Origin of the sequence: Devosia sp. MC1541 (assembly GCF_012847305.1) — a bacterium.
Taxonomy (GTDB): Bacteria; Pseudomonadota; Alphaproteobacteria; order Rhizobiales; family Devosiaceae; genus Devosia.
This window is the reverse complement of the sequence record NZ_JABBDZ010000009.1, coordinates 128621-148647: the sequence shown is the minus strand read 5'-3', so window position 1 is coordinate 148647 and position 20027 is coordinate 128621. Positions and strand designations below refer to the sequence as shown.

General features: G+C 58.9%; 19 protein-coding genes and 1 pseudogene. 9 read left to right on the top strand and 11 right to left on the bottom strand.

Going from position 1 to position 20027, the window contains the following annotated elements; genetic code table 11:
* Positions 1-296, top strand: a 296-nt coding sequence (locus HKD40_RS11600) for an IS1 family transposase (protein ID WP_169195921.1), incomplete at its 5' end; no start/stop codon positions are given.
* Positions 297-523: 227 nt separating this feature from the next.
* On the top strand, positions 524-1075 hold the full coding sequence (locus HKD40_RS11595) for a hypothetical protein (protein WP_169195920.1): 552 nt from the start codon (positions 524-526) through the stop codon (positions 1073-1075).
* A gap of 252 nt (positions 1076-1327) precedes the next feature.
* Here the strand turns inward: HKD40_RS11595 and HKD40_RS11590 are convergent, their stop codons facing one another.
* The gene (locus HKD40_RS11590) at positions 1328-2656 is read right to left on the bottom strand and encodes a dihydroorotase (protein WP_169195919.1); all 1329 of its coding nucleotides are present in this window, start codon (positions 2654-2656) and stop codon (positions 1328-1330) included.
* Between the two features lie 73 nt (positions 2657-2729).
* On the opposite strand from HKD40_RS11590, the gene HKD40_RS11585 reads away from it, so the two are divergent.
* From HKD40_RS11585 to HKD40_RS11575, 3 genes are all read left to right on the top strand, one after another.
* Positions 2730-3557: a folate-binding protein YgfZ gene (locus HKD40_RS11585; RefSeq protein ID WP_169195918.1), complete on the top strand. Its 828-nt coding sequence runs from the start codon at positions 2730-2732 to the stop codon at positions 3555-3557.
* A 201-nt stretch (positions 3558-3758) separates the two neighbouring features.
* Complete coding sequence (locus HKD40_RS11580) at positions 3759-4373, top strand: HD family hydrolase (protein WP_169195917.1); 615 nt, start codon at positions 3759-3761, stop codon at positions 4371-4373.
* Between the two features lie 114 nt (positions 4374-4487).
* Positions 4488-4991: a hypothetical protein gene (locus tag HKD40_RS11575; RefSeq protein ID WP_169195916.1), complete on the top strand. Its 504-nt coding sequence runs from the start codon at positions 4488-4490 to the stop codon at positions 4989-4991.
* Here HKD40_RS11575 and HKD40_RS17910 read toward each other — a convergent pair.
* The 3 genes and pseudogenes from HKD40_RS17910 to HKD40_RS11560 form a co-directional block, all read right to left on the bottom strand.
* Positions 4988-5401, bottom strand: a pseudogene (locus tag HKD40_RS17910) (cell wall hydrolase); the annotation flags it as partial. The gene HKD40_RS11575 and the pseudogene HKD40_RS17910 sit on opposite strands and share 4 nt — an antisense overlap.
* Positions 5402-6250: 849 nt before the next feature.
* On the bottom strand, positions 6251-6805 hold the full coding sequence (locus HKD40_RS11565) for a hypothetical protein (protein WP_169195914.1): 555 nt from the start codon (positions 6803-6805) through the stop codon (positions 6251-6253).
* An 83-nt stretch (positions 6806-6888) separates the two neighbouring features.
* A complete protein-coding gene (locus HKD40_RS11560) occupies positions 6889-9177 on the bottom strand; it encodes a putative PEP-binding protein (RefSeq protein ID WP_169195913.1) in 2289 nt (762 codons plus the stop codon).
* Positions 9178-9276: 99 nt separating this feature from the next.
* On the opposite strand from HKD40_RS11560, the gene ispH reads away from it, so the two are divergent.
* Genes ispH through rnhA form a run of 3 tightly spaced genes read left to right on the top strand, consistent with a single transcriptional unit; the run spans position 9277 to position 11207 of the window.
* Positions 9277-10248, top strand: coding sequence for a 4-hydroxy-3-methylbut-2-enyl diphosphate reductase (gene ispH, locus HKD40_RS11555; protein ID WP_169195912.1), 972 nt, complete (start codon positions 9277-9279; stop codon positions 10246-10248).
* Positions 10245-10763, top strand: a complete 519-nt coding sequence (locus HKD40_RS11550; RefSeq protein WP_169195911.1) for a GNAT family N-acetyltransferase — start codon at positions 10245-10247, stop codon at positions 10761-10763. The genes ispH and HKD40_RS11550 overlap by 4 nt, the downstream gene beginning before the upstream one ends.
* Before the next feature lie 3 nt (positions 10764-10766).
* The gene (gene rnhA / locus HKD40_RS11545; RefSeq protein ID WP_169195910.1) at positions 10767-11207 is read left to right on the top strand and encodes a ribonuclease HI; all 441 of its coding nucleotides are present in this window, start codon (positions 10767-10769) and stop codon (positions 11205-11207) included.
* Between the two features lie 251 nt (positions 11208-11458).
* Here the strand turns inward: rnhA and HKD40_RS11540 are convergent, their stop codons facing one another.
* From HKD40_RS11540 to HKD40_RS11525, 4 genes are all read right to left on the bottom strand, one after another.
* The gene (locus HKD40_RS11540) at positions 11459-12448 is read right to left on the bottom strand and encodes a DUF808 domain-containing protein (RefSeq protein ID WP_169195909.1); all 990 of its coding nucleotides are present in this window, start codon (positions 12446-12448) and stop codon (positions 11459-11461) included.
* 386 nt (positions 12449-12834) lie between these two features.
* Entirely contained in the window at positions 12835-14859 is a 2025-nt protein-coding gene (gene glyS / locus HKD40_RS11535) for a glycine--tRNA ligase subunit beta (protein WP_169195908.1), read from the bottom strand.
* Positions 14860-14922: 63 nt separating this feature from the next.
* Positions 14923-16824, bottom strand: coding sequence for a DUF2207 domain-containing protein (locus HKD40_RS11530; protein ID WP_169195907.1), 1902 nt, complete (start codon positions 16822-16824; stop codon positions 14923-14925).
* A gap of 5 nt (positions 16825-16829) precedes the next feature.
* The gene (locus tag HKD40_RS11525; RefSeq protein ID WP_169195906.1) at positions 16830-17384 is read right to left on the bottom strand and encodes a LemA family protein; all 555 of its coding nucleotides are present in this window, start codon (positions 17382-17384) and stop codon (positions 16830-16832) included.
* A gap of 305 nt (positions 17385-17689) precedes the next feature.
* Here HKD40_RS11525 and rnk point away from each other — a divergent pair, with 305 nt between their 5' ends.
* Positions 17690-18100, top strand: coding sequence for a nucleoside diphosphate kinase regulator (gene rnk / locus HKD40_RS11520; protein WP_169195905.1), 411 nt, complete (start codon positions 17690-17692; stop codon positions 18098-18100).
* 38 nt (positions 18101-18138) lie between these two features.
* Here rnk and HKD40_RS11515 read toward each other — a convergent pair whose 3' ends face one another.
* From HKD40_RS11515 to HKD40_RS11505, 3 genes are all read right to left on the bottom strand, one after another.
* On the bottom strand, positions 18139-18489 hold the full coding sequence (locus tag HKD40_RS11515) for a helix-turn-helix transcriptional regulator (protein WP_248306028.1): 351 nt from the start codon (positions 18487-18489) through the stop codon (positions 18139-18141).
* Between the two features lie 20 nt (positions 18490-18509).
* The gene (locus HKD40_RS11510; RefSeq protein WP_169195904.1) at positions 18510-18857 is read right to left on the bottom strand and encodes a type II toxin-antitoxin system RelE/ParE family toxin; all 348 of its coding nucleotides are present in this window, start codon (positions 18855-18857) and stop codon (positions 18510-18512) included.
* A 131-nt stretch (positions 18858-18988) separates the two neighbouring features.
* Complete coding sequence (locus tag HKD40_RS11505) at positions 18989-19912, bottom strand: glycine--tRNA ligase subunit alpha (protein ID WP_169195903.1); 924 nt, start codon at positions 19910-19912, stop codon at positions 18989-18991.
* Positions 19913-20027: the final 115 nt, after the last annotated feature.

Genomic DNA, 20027 nt, shown 5'->3' with positions numbered 1-20027 from the left:
GCGTAGAAAGTGCGATCACGGCTTACCGCTTGGCCCTGCAGGCTGTGGGTGAGATCGGGGCCATCTTTACCGATGCCAACTCTTGTTACGCACTCGCTTTCAAGCGCAATGGCGTGACCGTGCCACACCTGGAAACAAAGGCGCAAACCCACCTGATTGAGTCCTCAAATTCCTCAATCAGGGACAATCTTGCGCGGTTCAATCGGCGGACAAAGCGCGTCTCCAAAACAGTGCAGATGCTCGAGATTACGCTCAATCTGTTCTTCAACAGGCACCTCATAAAGAGTCCCAAATGAACAGTCCCGCGGGCGGGGGAGGAGAAGTGGCTCATTCTCCGCAACAGCGAAAGTAATGCCGATCAATGATGCAGCAAATTATAAATTCAGTTACGCGGGAATACTGACCCAGTATGCAAAAATACTTCTGACAAATTAATATCGAAACTTGTACACACTGAACGGACTGTTTGTTTAAATCAGTATGCAATGATCTTCTCATCTAACCTCGAACGGACGAGAAAATCATGCGTATACTCGTTGTTGCCCTAGCGAGTTCGATAGCGATGGTAACGCCCTCGCCAGCGCAAAGTACATATGTCGCGTTTATTCCCGAGATGCATGTGAGTGAGGATACGTCCTGGCTCCCTGATGCGGTGCAGCATAAGCGGGATGCGCTGATCCGCCCCGCCGTCAGCGGCGACGTCAAGCAAATTGCGGGTGTCGTGGCGGCGCAGAAAACGCCTGCTCAGTTTCCCTCTCTGTCCAAGGATGTGGAGGTGGCCCTTCGCGAGAATTCTAAGGACGACGGCGGACGGCAAATTTTGGGCATGATGCGCGATCTGCTCGACCTACCCTTTGCCATTATCCCCACCAGCGCGACGACAAATCTCTATGTCTGGCCCTATCTCCAGCATGTCGACTTTTCTCAGGCAACGCCACGCGTGACGGTTGACGCTTATCGCGTGCTGTCGCCGCAGGAATACGAGAGCGCTGTCGATTTTGGGGGCTGGACGGGATGGCGCGTGGTGATCGACGAGGACGGCAACCTCGTGGAATTTATGGTTGGGGGTGGCTGATTTTCTCGGTCGGAGAGCGGTAAGAAAAGCCCCCACCCCGGCCCTCCCCTCAAGGGGGAGGGAGAAGAAGGGGCAGTCTAGGCAGCGTCGCAAGGGGGAGCGAGTAGGGGAGAGCCCCCACCCAGCCTCCCCCGCGAGCGGGGGAGGAGGAGAGCGCCGGAGTTCGGATCAAGGCCCCCTCACCCGGCCTGCGGCCGACCTCTCCCCGTGGGGGCGAGGTAAGAGGTGCCCGCGCACGGAGAAGAGAGGTGCTTAGCCCTGTGGAAGAGCTTCGAGGAAGCGCATGGGTTGGCCGATTGAGGGGGTGGTGAGTTCACCCTGCCACATCACCTTGTGACCGCGCACGATGGTGCCGACCGGCCAGCCGGTGACGGAGACGCCATCATAGGGTGTCCAGCCAACGCGGGAGGCGATCCATTCGTTAGTGATGGTCTCGCGGCGCTTCATGTCGACGATGGTGAAGTCAGCATCATAACCCACCGCAATGCGGCCCTTGTTAGCAATGCCGAACAGGCGGTTCGGGCCGTGGCTGGTGAGGTCGACAAAACGCTGGAGGCTCAGCTTACCGTTGTTGACGTGGTCGAGCATGGTTGGGACCAGGGTCTGAACGCCGGTCATGCCGGAGTGGCTGGCCGGGTAAGCGTGATCTTTTTCTTCGCGCGTGTGCGGGGCGTGGTCGGAGCCGAGCACGTCGACAACCCCGTTTTCAACGCCTGCCCAAATGCCCGCGCGGTGTTCCGCGTCACGGATTGGCGGGTTCATCTGCACATAGGTGCCGAGCTTAGTGTAAGCGGTTTCGTCCAAGGTGAGATGGTGCGGGGTTGCTTCGACGCTGGCCACATCCTTGTGGTCGGCTAGGTAGACCATTTCTTCCTTGGACGAGATATGCAGCACGTGGATGCGCTTGCCCACCTTGCGGGCAATGTTGACGAGGCGCGTGGTGCAGCTCATCGCCACTTCTGGCGAGCGCCAGACGGGGTGCGAGGACGGATCGCCTTCCACGCGAAGATGCTTGCGCTCTTCGAGCATATATTCGTCTTCCGAGTGGAAGACGGCGCGGCGGGAGATGGCGCGCAAAATGGCTTCAACGCCATCATCGTCCTGTACGAGTAGGGAGCCGGTGGAGGAGCCCATGAAGACCTTGATGCCGGCGCAGCCGGGGAGCTTTTCGAGAGTGGCGAGTTCGCCGACGTTCTCGTGGGTGCCACCAATGTAGAAGGCGAAATCGCAGTGCATGCGATTGGTGCCCGCCGCGATCTTGGCGTCAAAGGTTTCCTTGGAGATGGTCAGCGGATTGGTGTTCGGCATTTCGAACACGCCGGTGACGCCACCCATGACTGCGGCGCGCGAGCCGGTTTCGAGATCTTCCTTATGGGTGAGGCCTGGCTCGCGGAAGTGAACCTGCGTGTCGATGACGCCGGGGAGAATGTGCAGCCCCTTGCAGTCGACGATTTCTGCCGCGTCGCCTGAGATGGTGCCGATGGCGACGATGCGACCGTTTTTGACGGCGATGTCTGCCTGTCCCTCACCATCGTGATTGACCACAGTCGCGTTCTTGAAAATCGTGTCGTACTGCGCCATGTCTCAAGTCCCATATTTATGCGGTCAGCCGTTAGCTGACATATGCGACCCCCGCTCTCGGAGGCAAGGGATCATGACAATTCATCACCGCGCAGATCGTGCCGTTTTTCGTTTTTCAGGCCCGGACGCGCATCGCCTCCTCAATGATGTGCTGACGGGGCATATTCCGAGCGAGGCGGGTGCGGCGGCTTGGTTCGCCCTACTCTCGCCGCAGGGCAAGATTTTGGCGGAGGGGCTGGCAGGCTGGGCCGAAGATGGCATCTGGGTGGATGTGCATGAGAGCGTCGGCGACGATTTTTTCAAGCGCATGCGCATGTATAAGCTGCGGGCGAATTTGGAGATTTCGGATTTGCGCGCCTCACATAGCGTTGGGTTTTCGGCCGATGCTGTGGATGGTGCGGTGTGCCACGGCGACCGGTTTGGACCGATCCAGATTGGGTTCCGGGTGATCGACACAGCTGAGGCTGCTGCGGAGTGGGATCAGAACGACACGCCGTACCACGCGGCGCGGATTGCCAATGGCGTGTTGCTGCATGGCAATGATTTTGCCGCCAATGACGCTTTTGCTCACGATCTCGGCATGGAGATGCTCGACGGGATCGACTTCGTCAAAGGGTGCTATGTGGGGCAGGAAGTTGTCTCGCGCATGAAGCATCGCGGAACGGCGCGGCGGCGTCCGGTGATTGTGTCTGGTGTGACTGGAGTTGCGGGCGACGCTGTGGTGGCGTCGGGACGTGACGCAGGAACACTTGGGCAGGTGGTCGATGGGCGCGCTGTGGCGATTGTTCGCCTCGATCGGGTGAGTGATGTCGGCGCGGTGACGGTCAATGGTGCGCCGGTCACGGTGAGCCTGCCGGGCTGGGCGAGCTATGGCTTTGGGGATGTGGCGGCGGAGGAGTGAGGGGCTTTGGGCCTCAGAAAGCCCCCCCACCTAGCCTCCCCCGCAAGCGAGGGAGGGATTGGGCTGGCGCCGCGGGCGACAAGCTGCACTGCCGCGATCTCTAAATGAGTTGCCCTCCCGTAGAGGCGAGGTGAGAGAGATTGTGATCGAATCGAGTGGTTCTGCTAGGAAACGGTACGGATCACAGGGCGGGGGCGAGAGATGGCACGCACGGAAGTTCGCGCTTGGCAGCGGATGTTGTCGGGGCGCAGGCTCGATCTGTTGGACCCTTCGCCGCTTGATGTGGAACTCTCTGACATTGCCCATGGCCTCGCGCGAGTGGCGCGCTGGAATGGACAGACTGTCGGTGACTACCCATTTTCGGTCGCCCAGCATTCGGTGTTAGTTTTGGAGCTTTTCCGGACAGCCAACCCGGAGGCGAGCCCGCAGCAGCAGTTGCAATGCCTGCTGCATGATGCACCCGAATATGTGATGGGCGATATTATCTCGCCTTTTAAAGCGGCGATGGGCGGCAACTACAAGGCGGTCGAAGATCGGCTGATGTCAGCGATCTTTCTACGCTTCTCTTTGCCGGCGACCATGAATGCCACGCTTAAGAAGCAGGTCAAAAAGGCGGACGTGGAAGCGGCCTATTTTGAGGCGACCTATCTCGCCGGTTTTGATTCCGCGGAGGCCGAAAAACTTTTTGGCTCACCCACACTTGCGGCATTCGAAGTCGATGATTTCGAACGGCTCATCCGGCCGTGGCCGACACAGCAGGCGCACAAGCAGCTCATGCAAGTGTTTGAAACTATTAGCGCCCAGATTTCCGGCTAATTTTCCGACCTCTAAAAATTAACTAAGTTTTAAGAGAGTGTTCGCTCGACCGCGCCTATATGGTTACTACTTCGTTAACAATGCGTTTCGAAGTGAGACAGGCGAGGGGCGGAGATGGATAGTCAGGTACGCCATGTGGCGATTGGGGTGGCCGTTGGGATTGCTCTATCGGTCGGCTTTGCCGTCGCCGGTCCCGGTCCTGTGCTTGATGTTTTGCCTGAAGGCGCGCCGACCGGCTTCGACACCAGCCGCCTGGTCAAGTTTGACGACCGGCACTACGAGATCGATTACGACACGAGCGTCAGCACCGATGTGCTGAAGTCGACCACGATCCGGAAGATCGAGGGCGGGCGTGTGAGCTATGTGAGCATTGGCACCACGAGCACCGGCACCTATTCGAGCGACGCTCTGACCTCAAAGCACATCCAGTATCCGGGCATTGCCGTGCGCGAGGTGACGGAGGATGGCAATGCGATAGCAGGTTGGAAGAGCGGCTATTGGATTGGGCTGAACTCGCTCAATGCGAGATCAATCCTGACCGTGCGCAATGGCGATCTCAAGGTGCGGACGGACGGGACGCGCACGTGTATCACGAGCGCGACCCTCAGACTGTGTTAGCCGAACAGCCAACCCTTCTTGAACTTATAGAAGTGGTGCAGGCCGATCTGCGTTAGCTTTTCCATGCGCGGTGCCCAAGCGGGACGCACATAGCTGGCGTGATAGTGGGTCGCCGAGCCAACTTCGGTGAGATAGAGCTCACCGGAAACAACCTTTTGGGCGACCTCTTCGGCCGTTGCCCATGGTTGGCGTTCGGTCACGGTATCGGGGATACCATCGCAGGCAAAGGAGAACTGGCAGGCATTGCGCTTGTGCTGGTTCTGGAAGACCACGCCGCAAATCGTATTGGGGTAGCGATGGTCTTTAACGCGGTTGAGAACGACCTGCGCGACCGCAACCTGACCGCGATAGACTTCGCCACGGGCTTCGAAATAGACAGCCGTCGCCAGGCACCACATTTCCTTGTCGGACACGTCGGCCATTGGCGTGCCCTGAAGCTGGGTGACGGTGGCTGGCGCTGTTGCGCGAGCATAGGCCAACTGCGTGGGCATGGCCTCGGGCATCGGAATGCTGCCCTGAACGGTCGCACCTTCAACACTTGGCGCTATGCCAGCAATCGCATCGAGGGCTGCGGCAGCGCTGGGGTGTAGACCTGCGACGGCAACGCGGGGCGGCTCGGGCATGGTGACTTCAGCGACGACATCGACGGGCGAGTGATCGATGGAGGTACCGCGCAGAGAGGCAATCTCGGTGCGCGCCTTTTCGAACATTTCGTTGATGGCGGTCATGTCGATTTCTTGACGGACGCGCGTGACTTTCTCCGCGCGATTAGGGCCGGTGAAGAAATCGGTCTGGAAAAGGTGGTCAACGGAGCCGGTGATGATCGGATCGACGCCATTATAGGTCAGGCTGGCGAGCTCTTCATCAATCGTGGGGGCGGTGTTTGGCAGTTTGGGCGCATCGGCGGTTGGAGCAAGCGCGCCGCCAATCAAGCCAACATAGGCCAGTGACGCAAAAGCGCTCAGGGCCAAGCCTTTGGCAAATGGACGTCCACGGCTAACCGCGCTGACCGGGCGTGCAGACGCCTCAGGCCGGTGGGAAAGGGCCATAAATGATACTCAACGCTACGCAACAAACTGGAACGGGCAGCCAAACTCAAACTGCCGACGTCCAGATGATGTCTTATTAAGGTTAGCGCGGAGTAAATACGCAGAGAGACGATGACGTGGCCATTGTGTGACCAAGTTATGGTTCACGCGATTGTAGGCTGCGACAAAATAAACGCCGACATGCGATTAGATGAGTTTAGGTAACGTAAGTTACTGAGTGCAACCAGCGATTACCGGCGCAACATCTTGAGCAAAATTTGCAACTTTGAATCGCACATTGAGAGAACGACTGCTGGCCGGGGTCACACGAACAGTTAAGTTCTGGGCGCCACGCAAGCCATCGATGAAGGTGCGCACGTCAGCACTATTGCTAATCAGCACCTGTGTATTGGTCGGATCGACCTGCAAAGTTTGCGAGCGAGCGCGTTCCAGATCGGGCTGGAAGGTCATGCCGACATCGCGGCCGAGGGAGGACATGGTGTTGCCCGCAAAGCGGAAGGCCACACCCAAATTGCCAGCTTCGCAGCTGACTATGATCTCGGCATGAGCGCGGCCAGAAGGGCGCGCGGGGATCATTTGCTCGGATTGTAGAGTGAAGCTGGAGACGGCTGCTGCATCGGTATCGGCGCGAAACAGGCCATCATAGCAAGCGAGGCGTTGGTCATTGGCCGGGATGGCAGCGCAAGAGGCGCCAGACTGGGCATAAGCAGGTGCGGCGAAGGCAAGGCCAAACGAAAGTGCTAGAAATCCAAACAGTCGTCGCACGAGGTCACGTCCACTTCCATAGTCAGCATCTGTTACGCAGTAAGAGGTAACAGATAACAATATGGGGTGGCGACCCGTGTTTGTTAAGCGCTGGTCTGCGCTAAAGCCAAACGGGCGATTGGGACGCGGTAGGGCGAGCAGGACACATAATTGACACCGAGCCCGGCAAAGAACTGCAGCGAGATGGGATCGCCCGCGTGTTCGCCGCAAATACCGATCTTGAGGCGCGGATTGACCGCCCTGCCCCGCTCGATGGCAATCTGGATCATTTCGCCAACGCCCTTTTCGTCGATATTGACGAAGGGATCGCGCGCATAAACGCCCTTGCGCTGGTAAGCGGCCAAGAAGGCAGGCGCGTCGTCGCGGGAGATGCCGAAAGTGGTCTGGGTCAGATCATTGGTGCCAAAGGAAATGAAATCGACCATTGAGGCGATGTCCCCGGCGCGCAGGCAAGCGCGTGGCAGCTCAATCATTGTCCCGAAAGAAAAGCGCACGCGATCTGAACGCGAGAGGCCGGAGTTTTCGAGAATGGCCATGGTGCGTTCGCGAACCCAGGCCACTTCCGTCGCCGTCGAGACGAAGGGCACCATCAGCTCAACCTGCACCGGCTCGGCCTGAGTTTCGCTGGCCGCGCGTGCGCCCGCGAGAACAGCCTGAACCTGCATTTGCAAAAGATCTGGATAGGTAATGGCCAAGCGGACGCCGCGATGGCCCAGCATGGGGTTGATCTCGGCGATGCGCTCGAGACGCATGCGCAAGGCGCGGACAGAGAAGCCAAGCGAGGCGGCGGTTTCTTCGATCTCTTCATCGGTGCGCGGCAGGAATTCGTGCAGCGGCGGATCAAACAGACGCACCGTGACCGGCAGGCCATGCATGGCCGAAAACAGCGCCGAATAATCGCCCGTCTGGTAATCGATCAGCCCGGCAATGGCCTTGGAGCGCGCGTCTTCGTCTTCAGAGAGAATGACGCGACGCAGCGCGACCATGCGCTCGGGTGAGAAGAACATGTGTTCGGAGCGGGCCAGACCAATGCCTTCGGCGCCAAAGCTCAGCGCCGTTTGCGCAGATTCGACAGTTTCAACATTGGTGCGGACCGCGATGGTGCGGGAAGCATCGGACCAACCGAGGAGACGCCCTATCGCCCCGCCAATTTGTGGCTGGGCCAGCGGGAGGGTGCCGACATAGACCTTGCCATCGGTGCCATCGATGGTCAGGCGATCACCCGCGCGGAATTCGCGGTCGCCGATGTGGCAGACCATTTCGGCAACATTGACCGACAGCGTGCGGAGGCCCGCAACGCACGGCTTGCCAGTGATGCGGGCGATCACGCCAGCATGGCTCGACATGCCACCACGAGCGGTGAGAATGCCGGTTGCAGCCTTCATGCCTTCGATGTCGGCGGGGCCGGTTTCGTTGACGACGAGAATGCAGTGTTTGCCGCGGGCGCGCAGGCGCGCAGCGTCTTCGGCATTGAACGTGATGATGCCGCTGGCAGCGCCCGGCGCTACGCCCAAGCCGGTGGCTATGGGGGCAACATCATGGGTGAGTTTGATGCGCGGATGGAGCACGAGCCCGAGGCGGCTCGGATCGACTCGCGAGACGGCGTTTTGTGGCGTCCAGACTTTGCGCTCGACGCGATCCACGGCCGCGGTGAGTTCGGCCGCTGGCGACGCCTCGATGGGGCGGGCGGACAAGAAGCGCACCTGGCCCTTATGCACAGCGACGGCGCAGGTCATGTGGCGACCCGCTTTCGCGTCGAGCAGGGAAACCAGCGCAGCGACACTTTCGGGCAGGCGCGGCAAAGGATGGCCGTTGACCGGGGCAGGCCCGATGACGCCCGTTGCGGCATTGCGGGTGAGGAATTGCTCGATCTCGCCTTCGGCATAGGCCTGCACAAGAACGATCTGTCGACTGCGATCAACATCCGAGCGTGCGCCAGCCCAGCCGCGTCCGGTCGGGCCGTAGCTTTCAAACGCTTCCTTGATGGCGCGGGCCAATGGACGGTTTGGGTCTACCGAATCTTCGGGCGCGGAGGGGGCGGCAATGCCGGTCTTGGCGGGCATGAGGCCGCCATTGTGGAGGACAGCCGAGGTGCGGACGACCAAGACGGGGGGCTTGCCGTCCTTTTCGACCAACTTGAACAGGCAGGCGACCCAATGGGTGCGCAGGCGGCTGTCCCGGCGGGAGCGTTCGGCCTGTAATTCATCCCAAGCGGCGCGAGTGATGGCAATCGTGGGGACTGTGGGGAAGCCTGCTTCACCGACGCGGAAAATCCAGCGCGCCTTGCCTGTCAGCAATTTTAGCTGAGCAGCTCCAAGGTTCGCCTTCCCCAGCGCCGGGGCAATCGCAAACATTTCCTGCGCCAAACTCAAGAGAAGGCTCCTCGCCACGCGTCTAACACATATGGCGCATGCCTGCCGCGGCTGCAACAGCACTTGACTTGCCAACGCGCGGAAAGCATCTCATCGGGTATGGATAAAAGGCCGCACCTCGATATCACCCTCTGTGCTCCGCGTGGTTTCTGCGCGGGCGTGGATCGCGCAATTCAGATTGTAGAGCTGGCGCTGCAGAAATACGGCGCGCCGGTCTATGTTCGCCATGCCATCGTACACAATAAGTATGTGGTGGCAGGACTTGAGGAAAAGGGCGCGATTTTCGTCGAAGAACTCGATGAGATTCCAGAAACCGACGCGCCGGTCGTATTCTCTGCGCATGGCGTTCCGAAATCGGTTCCGGCTGACGCTAAAGCGCGCAACATGTTTTACCTCGATGCGACCTGTCCGCTGGTCTCGAAGGTTCATGTGGAAGCGACGCGACACTTTGAAGACGGTCACGAGATCGTGCTCATCGGCCACGCTGGCCATCCCGAAGTTGTTGGCACCATGGGCCAGCTTCCGCCGGGCAGCGTGACGCTGATCGAGACCGTCAACGATGTGGCCGGGTTTGAACCGAAAGATCCTTCGACGCTGGCCTTTGTGACGCAGACAACGCTTTCGGTCGATGATACGCGCGAAATCGTTGAGGCGCTGCGCGCCCGCTTCCCGCTAATCAACGGTCCGCACAAGGAAGACATTTGCTACGCCACCACCAATCGGCAGGAGTCGATCAAGGCTGTGGCCCCAACAGTGGAAGCGATGATCGTAGTGGGCTCGCCCCATTCGTCGAACTCGCAGCGGCTGGTGGAAGTGGCCAAGCGCGCAGGCTGCAAGCATGCCGTTCTGGTGGATCGCGCCAGCGAGATTGACTGGTCGATCTATGGCAATATTAAATCGCTGGGTGTAAGCGCGGGCGCTTCGGCACCGGAGAGCCTTGTGGAAGAAGTGATCGACGCTTTCGCTGCGCGCTACGACGTCAAGGTGAAGACCACCACAACGGCGAAAGAGAACATCGCCTTCAACATTCCCAAAGTGCTTCGTAACTTGGAAGTGGCATCTGCAAAATGACCGAGCTTGACCTGTTCGAAACCGATAGGCTGATCCTTTCAGGCTGGAGGTTCGAGCAGGTCGATGACCTTGTTCGATTGCATGGCAATCCCAATGTGTCGCGCTATCTGACGGTCAGCGGCGATCCCTGGACACGCGAGCAGGCAGAAACAGCCCTTAAAGGCTGGATCGAACTTTTCGAAACACGGCAATTGGGCAAGCTGCGTCTGCGGCGCAAGAGCGACAACGCATTTATCGGCCGCGCAGGCTTTGGCATCTACGGGCCAACCGACGAACCAGAAATTGGCTACGCTCTTTTTGAGGATTTCCACGGGCAAGGTTTTGCAACCGAGGCCGCAGCGGGCCTAAGAGACTGGTATTTTAAGGCCGGTAAAGGCGATCACTTCATAGGGTTCGCCGATACCAGAAACGCCCCCTCTTTGGCGGTTCTAGCCAAAATAGGCATGGAGAGAACCCATGTCGACATCGAGCCCAACGGGCTTACCTGCCAATTCCATATATTGAAGCGCCCATAGCCCATGTCTGACGCAGTTATTATTCATACCGACGGTGCGTGCTCGGGAAATCCCGGCCCCGGCGGCTGGGGCGCTATTTTGCAGCTCGGGGAGCACCGCAAGGAGCTCAAGGGCGGCGAGCAGCTGACGACCAACAACAAGATGGAGCTCACGGCCGCCATTGAAGCGCTGAATGCGCTCAAGCGTCCGTGCAAGGTGGAACTGCACACCGACAGCCAATACGTCAAAAATGGCGTGCAGAGCTGGATGCATGGCTGGAAGCGCAACGGCTGGAAAACCGCCGACAAGAAGCCAGTGAAGAATGTCGAACTCTGGCAGGCACTCGATGAGGCGACCAAGCGCCACGATATCGAATGGTTTTGGGTGAAGGGCCACGCAGGGCACGCGCTCAACGAACGCGCCGATGAGCTGGCGCGTGAGGGAATGGCGCCGTTTAAGCGGTAGAGTTTTGGGGGGATTGTTCCCCGATCCCAGCGGCGCTACGGCCTAGCTTTATTACCCTCCCCGCAAGGGGAGGGAGTGGGGCGGTGTTGGGAAAAATTGGTTGCGCTGCAGGTAGGGGCAAGGCCCCCTCACCCGACCTTTGGTCGACCTCTCCCCTAGAGGGAGAGGTAAGAAAGGGCAGTGCCCCGGGGATTTTTGGGCCCTTCAGCCGACGCGAGGCGTCGACCTCTCCCCGAAGGGAGAGGTAAGGGTTAGGCGGTTTTGGTGCGGTTTGGGAGGAGGCCTTTGACGGCCTTCAGGATCGGGCTGATGACATAGCTGACGACTGGGATCATCAGAGCGCCGACGGCGAGGCCGATGAAGAAGTCGATGAAGGCGGTCACGAACCAGCTGGCGACACCGGCGATGGATGGCAGGAGCGCAGCGCCCCAGGCAGCAGCGTCCTTGACCATGTGTTCAATGCCAGAAACGCCAAAGCCAGCAAGGCCGTGGACGATGATGCTACCGCCAACCCAGGTCATGGCTGCAGTGCCGACGATGCTCAGGATGTGCATGAAGTGGGGCATGGCCACAACGATACCGCGACCAAAGGCGCGACCGGTGTGGGTTTTGGCCTTCTGCGACAGGAACAGGCCAAAATCATCGGCCTTCACGATCAGAGCAACGGTGCCATAGATCGCGACCGTGATGCCCGCACCGGCGATGGCGAGAATGCCTGCTCGGTACCAGAAATTGTCAACATCAATAGCCGACAGAACAATGGTCATGATTTCAGCCGAGAGGATGAAATCGGTCTTGATCGCACCTGCAACGCGCTGTTCTTCGAGCGAGGTCGGGTCAACCGCCGTGTGCTCGATGGCAGCTTCGTGCTTTTCGGCCTCATGCGGCGCGAACATGTGGAAGACCTTTTCAGCGCCTTCATAGCAAAGGTAAGCGCCACCGATCATGAGGAGCGGGGTGATCATCCACGGCAGGAAATAAGACAAGATGAGCGCCGCTGGCAGCAAGAACAGCATCTTGTTCTTGAGCGAGCCCCAGGCGATGCGGCCGACGATGGGCAGTTCGCGCTTGGCTTCAAAGCCCTTCACGTAGCTAGGGGTTACGGCCGCGTCGTCGATGACCGCGCCAGCAGCTTTAACGCTGGCCTTCATGGCCTGACTGGCAACGTCATCCAGAGATGCAGCCGCAACTTTCGCTAGTGCTGCCACGTCATCGAGCAGTGCAAGTAGGCCAACACTCATTGAAATTCTCCGAGAACTTTATCGCAGGGATAACGCGCACCGCACGGCATCGTGCCACGGGGGAAAGGATTTTTGTTGGAAGGTAGCAGTATCTTTAAGGAAGGCCCCCTCACCCGCCGCTTCGCGTCGACCTCTCCCCCAAAGGGCGAGGTGTGAAGGGGCGAAGGGTTCGTGGCTGCCCCCTCACCCGCCGCTTCGCGTCGACCTCTCCCCCAAAGGGCGAGGTGTGAAGGGGCGAAGGGTTCGTGGCTGCCCCCTCACCCTACCCAAGCCATTCGAGCACAGCTCTCATGGCCTTCTCCGCTAAGATCGGTCCACCGGACCGATCTCTTGACGCTACGAAGCCCATAAGGGAGAGGAAAGAGGTGTTTTGGGAAGCCGCTCGTTCAACCAGCAACTTTGCCGAAGTCGGCGACGAGACGCATGGTGTCGCGCAGACGGGCCAGAAGGTTGAGGCGGTTCTCGCGGACGGACGCATCTGCGTCGTTGACGAGCACGGCTTCAAAGAAGGCATCAACCGGGGCGCGCAGGGTGGCGAGTTCAGCCATTGCGCCCTTGTAATCGTCCTGAGCAACATTGGCAGAAACAGCGGCGCTGACGGTTTCGACCGCCGAGGCGAGAGCTGTTTCTTCGGTGCCCTTCAAGGCTGAAGCGTTGACCGCCCCAGCATAGGACTTGCCGTCCTTCTTCTCTTCAGCGGCGAGAATGTTGGCAGCACGCTTGTAGCCCGCCAGCAGGTTCTTGCCGTCGTCAGACGATAGCAGTTCCGTGAGCGCTTCAGCGCGCTGGGTGATCTGCAGAATGTCGTTGCTGTCAGCAGAGATGACGGCGTCGACGAGATCATGGCGTGCGCCAGCATCGCGAAGCGAGACTTTGAGGCGATCATGGAAGAAGCCGAGGAGATCAGCATCGACCTTGAGCGGGAATTTCAGGTTGTTTTCGGTGATGATGCGGATAACGCCGAGGGCGGCACGGCGCAGCGCGAACGGGTCTCGCGAGCCGGTTGGCTTTTCATCAATCGACCAGAAACCAGAAAGCACGTTGAGCTTGTCGGCCAGAGCGACAGCAATCGAAACCGGTTCGGATGGCACGCGGTCGGACGGACCAACCGGCTTGTAGTGCATTTCGACCGCGGTCGCGATTTCTGCCTTTTCGCCCTGAGCGGCAGCATAATAGCGGCCCATCAGGCCCTGAAGTTCAGGGAATTCGCCAACCATGGCGGTGACGAGATCGGCCTTGGCGAGAAGCGCAGCGCGCTTGGTCGCTTCGACATCAGCACCAACTTGCGGTGCGATTTCGGCGGCGAGCGCGACGAGGCGATCAACCATTTCCTTCTGGGTGCCGAGCTTGGCGTGGAAGACCATGTCTTCGAGCTTCGGCAGGCCGTTTTCGAGCGGATTGGCCAGATCGTTTTCGTAGAAGAAGGCAGCGTCGGAGAGACGGGCGCGGATCACGCGCTCATTGCCCGCAACGATGGTGGCGCCACCGTCGGTTGGGATCTGGTTGGAGGTGATGATGAAGTTCGGGGCCAGCTTGCCCGAGGCATCACGAATGCAGAAGCATTTTTGATTGGCGCGGATGGTGGCGATGATTACCTCTTCCGGCACCTTCAAGAAGGCAGGATCGAACGAGCCCATCATGACATTTGGCCATTCGACGAGACCGGCGACTTCTTCAAGCAGGCCTTCGTCGTGAATGACGGAAAGGCCCTGCGCAAAGGCAAGGTTATCGGCGTCGGTCTTGATGATGTCCTTGCGGCGGTCGATGTCGAGCACAACCTTGGCGCGCTCCAGAGACATGACGTAATCTTCAAAACGGCGCACGCGGATCGCTTCAGGCGCGAGGAAGCGGTGACCAAAAGTGGTCTGGCCCGATTCAATGCCAGCGATGGTGAATGGAATAACGACGGGTTCGTCGTTTTCGGTGCCGAAGGTGGCAGTGATGGCGCGCAGTGGACGCACCCACTGGAAGGTGCCCGAGCCCCAGCGCATGGACTTGGCCCAGCCGAAATCAGCAATCACCTTTGGCAGGACCTGCGACAGTAGCTCGACGGAATCGGCACCGGGCTTTTCGATAATGGCGATGTAGAAATCGCCCTTTTTCGGATCCGACTGAACAGTGGCCTCGTCGATGGACGACAGGCCTGCTGCGCGCAGGAAACCATCAATAGCGGGCTGTGGGGCGCCGACCTTGGGGCCCTTCTTTTCTTCGCGCGTATCGGGCGAGCGGGCTGGAAGGCCAGCAATGGTGAGCGCCAGACGACGCGGGGTTACGAAGGCTTGCGCGCCCTCATAGACCAGTCCTGCATCAACCAAGGCATTGGTGACAGACTTCTTCAGGTCCTCAGCCGCGCGGCGCTGGAAGCGGGCGGGAATTTCCTCGGAGAAGATTTCAAGCAGAAGTTCGGGCATGGTCGGAAACCGCGATTGGTAAGGCAGGCAGGGGGACTGATTATCGTGGCAAAGCGGGGCTGTCTACCAGCCTCCGCCACCGCCACCGCCACCGCCCCCACCAGAAAAGCCCCCGCCAGAGGAGCCGGAAGAGCTGGCCTGCACCGGTTGGGAGGCGACCATGGCTGCAGCCATGCCCGCGGAAGCTGCGGAAATCGCGTTAGAAACGGAGCTGGACGAGAAGTTTTTGCCGCCAGAATACCAGCCTGGTGCGTAGCTGGAGCCGCGCTCTGGATCGGGCGAAATCCGCGCCATTTCCGCTTCAAAATGCTCGGACCACGGCTTTTCTACGCCTAAAGCAATGGCATAGGGCAGAATGCGCTCGAAGCGTTCGACGCTCATTGGCGGCTCAGCATCAATATTGAGTCGGTTCTTTTCGGCGGTTTCGAGATAGAGTTTGAAGCCGTCGATCTGATCCATGACCTTGCGGCCCTGAACCGTTGGGGCGCGCATGAGAATGGTGAAAATGATCGAAATCAGCACCATGGAAGCTGCGGCAATAAAAGCGCTGTCCAAGGGGAAATCTGTGAACATGTCGGCAAAGCCAGTGCCAGCATTGGCAATGAAGATTCCGCCCCAGACCACCAGAATGATGCGGCCGATCCAATTGCCCTTGATCAGAACATTGAACAGCATGGCGCTGATGAAGGTGGCGAAGATGCCGATTACCCCAGCCAACACCAGCCATTCGATTTCGATAATGTCGAACAAGACCATGGCGCCGAGCATGAGCGCGGTGAGCGCATAGCTTACGAGCGCAAAGCCGAAATTGGCCTTGAACCACTTATCGCGATTTTCGAGGGTGATGGCGTTGACGAAAGCACCCTTGGTCTCGCCGATTTCAGAGCCGTTTGCCTGATCAAAAGTCACTGTGCCCTTTTTGGTGAAATAATCAAAAAGGATCTGCTCGCCTGAAGGCAGGGCTTCGTCGGGCTTTCTGCCCGTGTTGGTGACAACCAGCTTTTTGCTGGTGTTGTCGATGTTCACGAGACCCTTGACCCCCAGGCTGAAAATGCCGGCGGTCATGGCTTTCCAACCCTGACCGGCAAAACCCCAGTGGTTCACATAATGGGTCAAGGCCGGGGAAAAGCCTTCGGGCGGGTAGAACAGCGGAATGATCGTGCCCTTGGCCGGATCCCGCCCAACCCTCAGCCATGCGGTGAAATTGTAGAGCAGCAGCAGGACGACGCCGCCGATGCTGAGCAGGACGTCGCGATTGTCGGAGATGTTTTGCCACAGAGCATCTGTGCCTTGCGGATAGCTGACAATACCCTTTTGGAACGAGATGGCAAAGGTTAGCCCCTCACCCGGCCCCAGCACGCGATTGGACTTGATGATGGCGGCATTATCACCCCGACGGGAAATGGTGACGTTTTGCTCGCTGGAGCCCGCGTCGCCAGTGTAGCCAAAGGCATTCTGGATAATGGCCCCATCGGGCAGACGCACGCGCGCTTCAGCGGAGAGCATCGGGAAAATCCAGTAATTGCCCGTCGCGTTCCAATAGAGCTCGTCACCATAGGCGCTGGGGCGGGCCATGCGCGGCATGGTGTAGGTGATGGTGTAGGTGTGCAAGCCACGCGGCACAAAGGCCTCGGAATCGCCGATCCAGATGCGGCGGAAATCACCCATGCGCTCAACGCGGAACGGTTCGTCCGCGCCATCGCGGGTGACGGCCTCAACCTCCAGCCCAATGCGGATTTTGCTGCCATCGTCACTGCGCATGGTGACGGGAATATCGCGGTATATGCCGCGGCGAATTTCGAGCCCTTCTGCGTTGACCACAAGTGTTTCCGTAACATGCACGGCGCCATCGGTGGCTAGGGTAACGTCGGCAATAAGCGAGCGAATTTCTTCGCGCGCCGACGCTGACATGACCAGCATAGCAGTCAGAATGACAGCGGAGAAAAAGCGCAGAAGGGCCGACATAGATCTTAGAACTTCACAGTAGGGACAGCGCGCTCGGCTTCGTTTTCGAGTTCGAAATATTCTGCCATTTCAAACTTAAAAGTGTTGGCCACGACGTTGGACGGGAAGCTTTCGACCTGAATGTTATAATCGCGCACAGCGCCGTTGTAATAGCGACGCGCCATCTGGATTTCGTCCTCGGTCTTTTGCAGCGCGGACTGGAATTCGAGGAAGGTCGTATTGGCTTTCAGGTCCGGATAGGCCTCGGCAATGGCCAGCAGGCGACCAAGGGCAGAGCTCAGCTCGCCTTCCGCCTGAGCGCGGGCTTCTGGGCCTGAGGCGGCGGCAGAAGTGGCCTTAGCGCGGGCGTTGATCACCGCGTCGAGCGTTTCCTTCTCATGGGCCATATAGCCCTTTACGGTTTCCATGAGATTGGGGATGAGGTCGGTGCGGCGCTTGAGTTGGACATCAATGCCCGACCAGCCTTCGCGCACCATTTGCCGCTTGGAAACGAGGCTGTTGTAAATGGTGATCGCATAGACCGCAGCAATCGCGACAATGCCTAAAAAGACCCATTCCATGGGCGAACTCCTCAAGAAAATTGGCCGGAGACTGGCAGGTCACAGGTCTGTTTGCAACATGCTACGGCGCGGTTGGACTTGACTTATTCTGCCCAACACCTAGCTTAAACACTATGAGTATGAGCCCGATCCATCGCTGCACCATCCTTGTCGAAGGATAGATGCCCTAGGCATGCCCGCGCCGGAGCCTGCTTAGGGCTCTAGGCACTTCGTCTCCCGGCACATCTCATTTTCAATTTTATCAACGGCCCGATGCTGCGCAGGATTTTGCGCGGCCGGACTATGCTCTCGGGGAGGTCGCCATAATGACCGAAATCCGTCGCGACTTGTCGCCTGCAATCGTGATCAGCAAGGCTGACCACACCAAGCTTTATGAACTCGCACTGGCTGGGCTAGACCGCATGCCGGACGTGGCAGAGCGCTTGCTCACCGAACTCGACCGCGCGCGCGTGGTTGAGGATAAGAAGATTTCGGCGGAAGTGGCCCAGATGGGCAGCCGCGTGACCTATCAGACTAATTCGGGGCAAGAGCACACGGTTACGCTCGCCTACCCGGCTGATGCGGACATTGAACAGGGCAAGATTTCGGTGATGACGCCAGTGGGCGCGGCGCTAATCGGGCTTAAAACCGGCCAGGCGATCACCTGGCACGACCGCAGCGGCAAGCGGCAGTTGTTGACGGTGGTTTCTGTCGAAGCGCCTGTCGCGGCTGAGTAAAACGAAAAAGGCCGGTGTGATGAGCACCGGCTATCTTTTTACCTGGATTGCTTGGGCAGATCGGCACTCACTGCATCGAGAGCAATGTGGATTTCAGTGCCTTCTGCGTTACGCAAAACAAGCTCTGCACTGCCACCAATTGCATGCATATAGCGGCCTATCGTGGAGAGCAGCATGTTGTCGCCTTTTTCAGTTCGCGACACATTGCTTTGGGGAATGGCGGCACCGATTGCGACTTCTGCCTGGGTGACGCCTGCCGCGCGGCGCAATTCGGCCATCGCTTCACCGGCTAGCCGACGCGCACGTTTCTCGTTCAAACGTCCCTGCACATCCGCAGGAAGTTCGGCTCGCATATCGCTCCAGTGAACTGCGCCGGGCTTCATGCTCATCTCGCCTCTCCACAACGGCCTCAAGCCGATAACCACCACTCGTAACGCTGATCAGCCTTCGCGATCAGCTGCTTGTAAAAACGCGCAGAAGCCACTCCAGCTTTATCTCCGCCGCATAGAACGATCGCGTTTTGGTCTGGGTCGAACGCAAAAGCAACGCGCCATGCTCCCTTTGGCGTAAACACGAGGAGCTCTTTCATGTTCCGAAATTTTGATCCGTTCAAAGTGTCGACCTGCGGGCGCCCCAAGGTCGGTCCCTTGTCGCGCAAAAGATCGAAAGCCTCCCCGATAGCTTCCTTGACGGCGAGGGGCAGAACGCGAAATTCAGGAACATAGTCAGGATGAAAGACGACACTATAGCCATCCATGTCAGCCCCTGCAGCGTGTGCGGCCTAACCTTCCAGAGCGCCAGAATATACCTTGAAATGCATAAAGGCAATGCAAAGAAAAAGCCGATGCAGACGCACCGGCTTCTCAAAACTCTTGCGATGTCGACCGCTTACTCTGCGCCGCCGCCGGCGGTTTGGAGCCAGGCTTCGCCGCAGGCCTTGGCCAATTCGCGAATGCGCAGGATGTAGCTCTGGCGCTCGGTGACCGAGATCACGCCGCGGGCGTCGAGCATGTTGAAATTGTGCGAGGCTTTAACGACCTGTTCGTAGGCTGGGATCGCCATGGTCTGGCGATTGCCTTCAACGCCCTTAGCAAGGATCGCCTTGCACTCACGCTCTGCGTCTTCAAAGTGACGGAAGAGCATGTCGGTGTCGGCAGCTTCAAAGTTGTACTTCGAGGCCTCCTGCTCGTTCTGCAGGAAAACGTCGCCATAGGTGACTTTTTCGTCGCCTTCGCGGCCGTTGAAGTTGAGGTCGTAAACGTTCTCAACGCCCTGCACATACATCGCGAGGCGCTCAAGACCATAGGTGATTTCGCCCGGAACCGGGGAGCACTCAAAGCCAGCGACCTGCTGGAAATAGGTGAACTGGGAAACTTCCATGCCGTCACACCAGCATTCCCAACCTAGGCCCCAAGCGCCCAGAGTTGGGCTTTCCCAATCGTCTTCAACAAAGCGAATGTCGTGGACCGAAGCGTCAAGGCCGATGGCAGCCAGCGAGTCGAGGTAGAGCTGCTGGATGTTTTCCGGCGACGGCTTCAAAATCACCTGGAACTGGTAATAGTGCTGCAGACGGTTCGGGTTCTCGCCATAACGACCATCGGTTGGACGACGCGAAGGCTGAACGTAAGCGGCCTTCCACGGCTTAGGGCCGAGCGCGCGCAAGGTGGTCGCCGTGTGGAAAGTACCAGCGCCCATCTGCATGTCATATGGCTGCAAAATCACGCAGCCATGCGACGCCCAGAAGTTCTGGAGGGTCAGGATAAGTCCCTGGAAAGAGTTCTTAGGGTCCAAATGGGCGGGGCGAGAGGTCATGTCTGGGTCCGTCTGCTAGTGCGGCGGAAACTATTGATGGCAAGGGAGCCGGTCAAGCGGTGAAGCAGGAGTCAGTGTCGCTCTTGAACCACTTGCGTAGACATTTGAGGGGGTA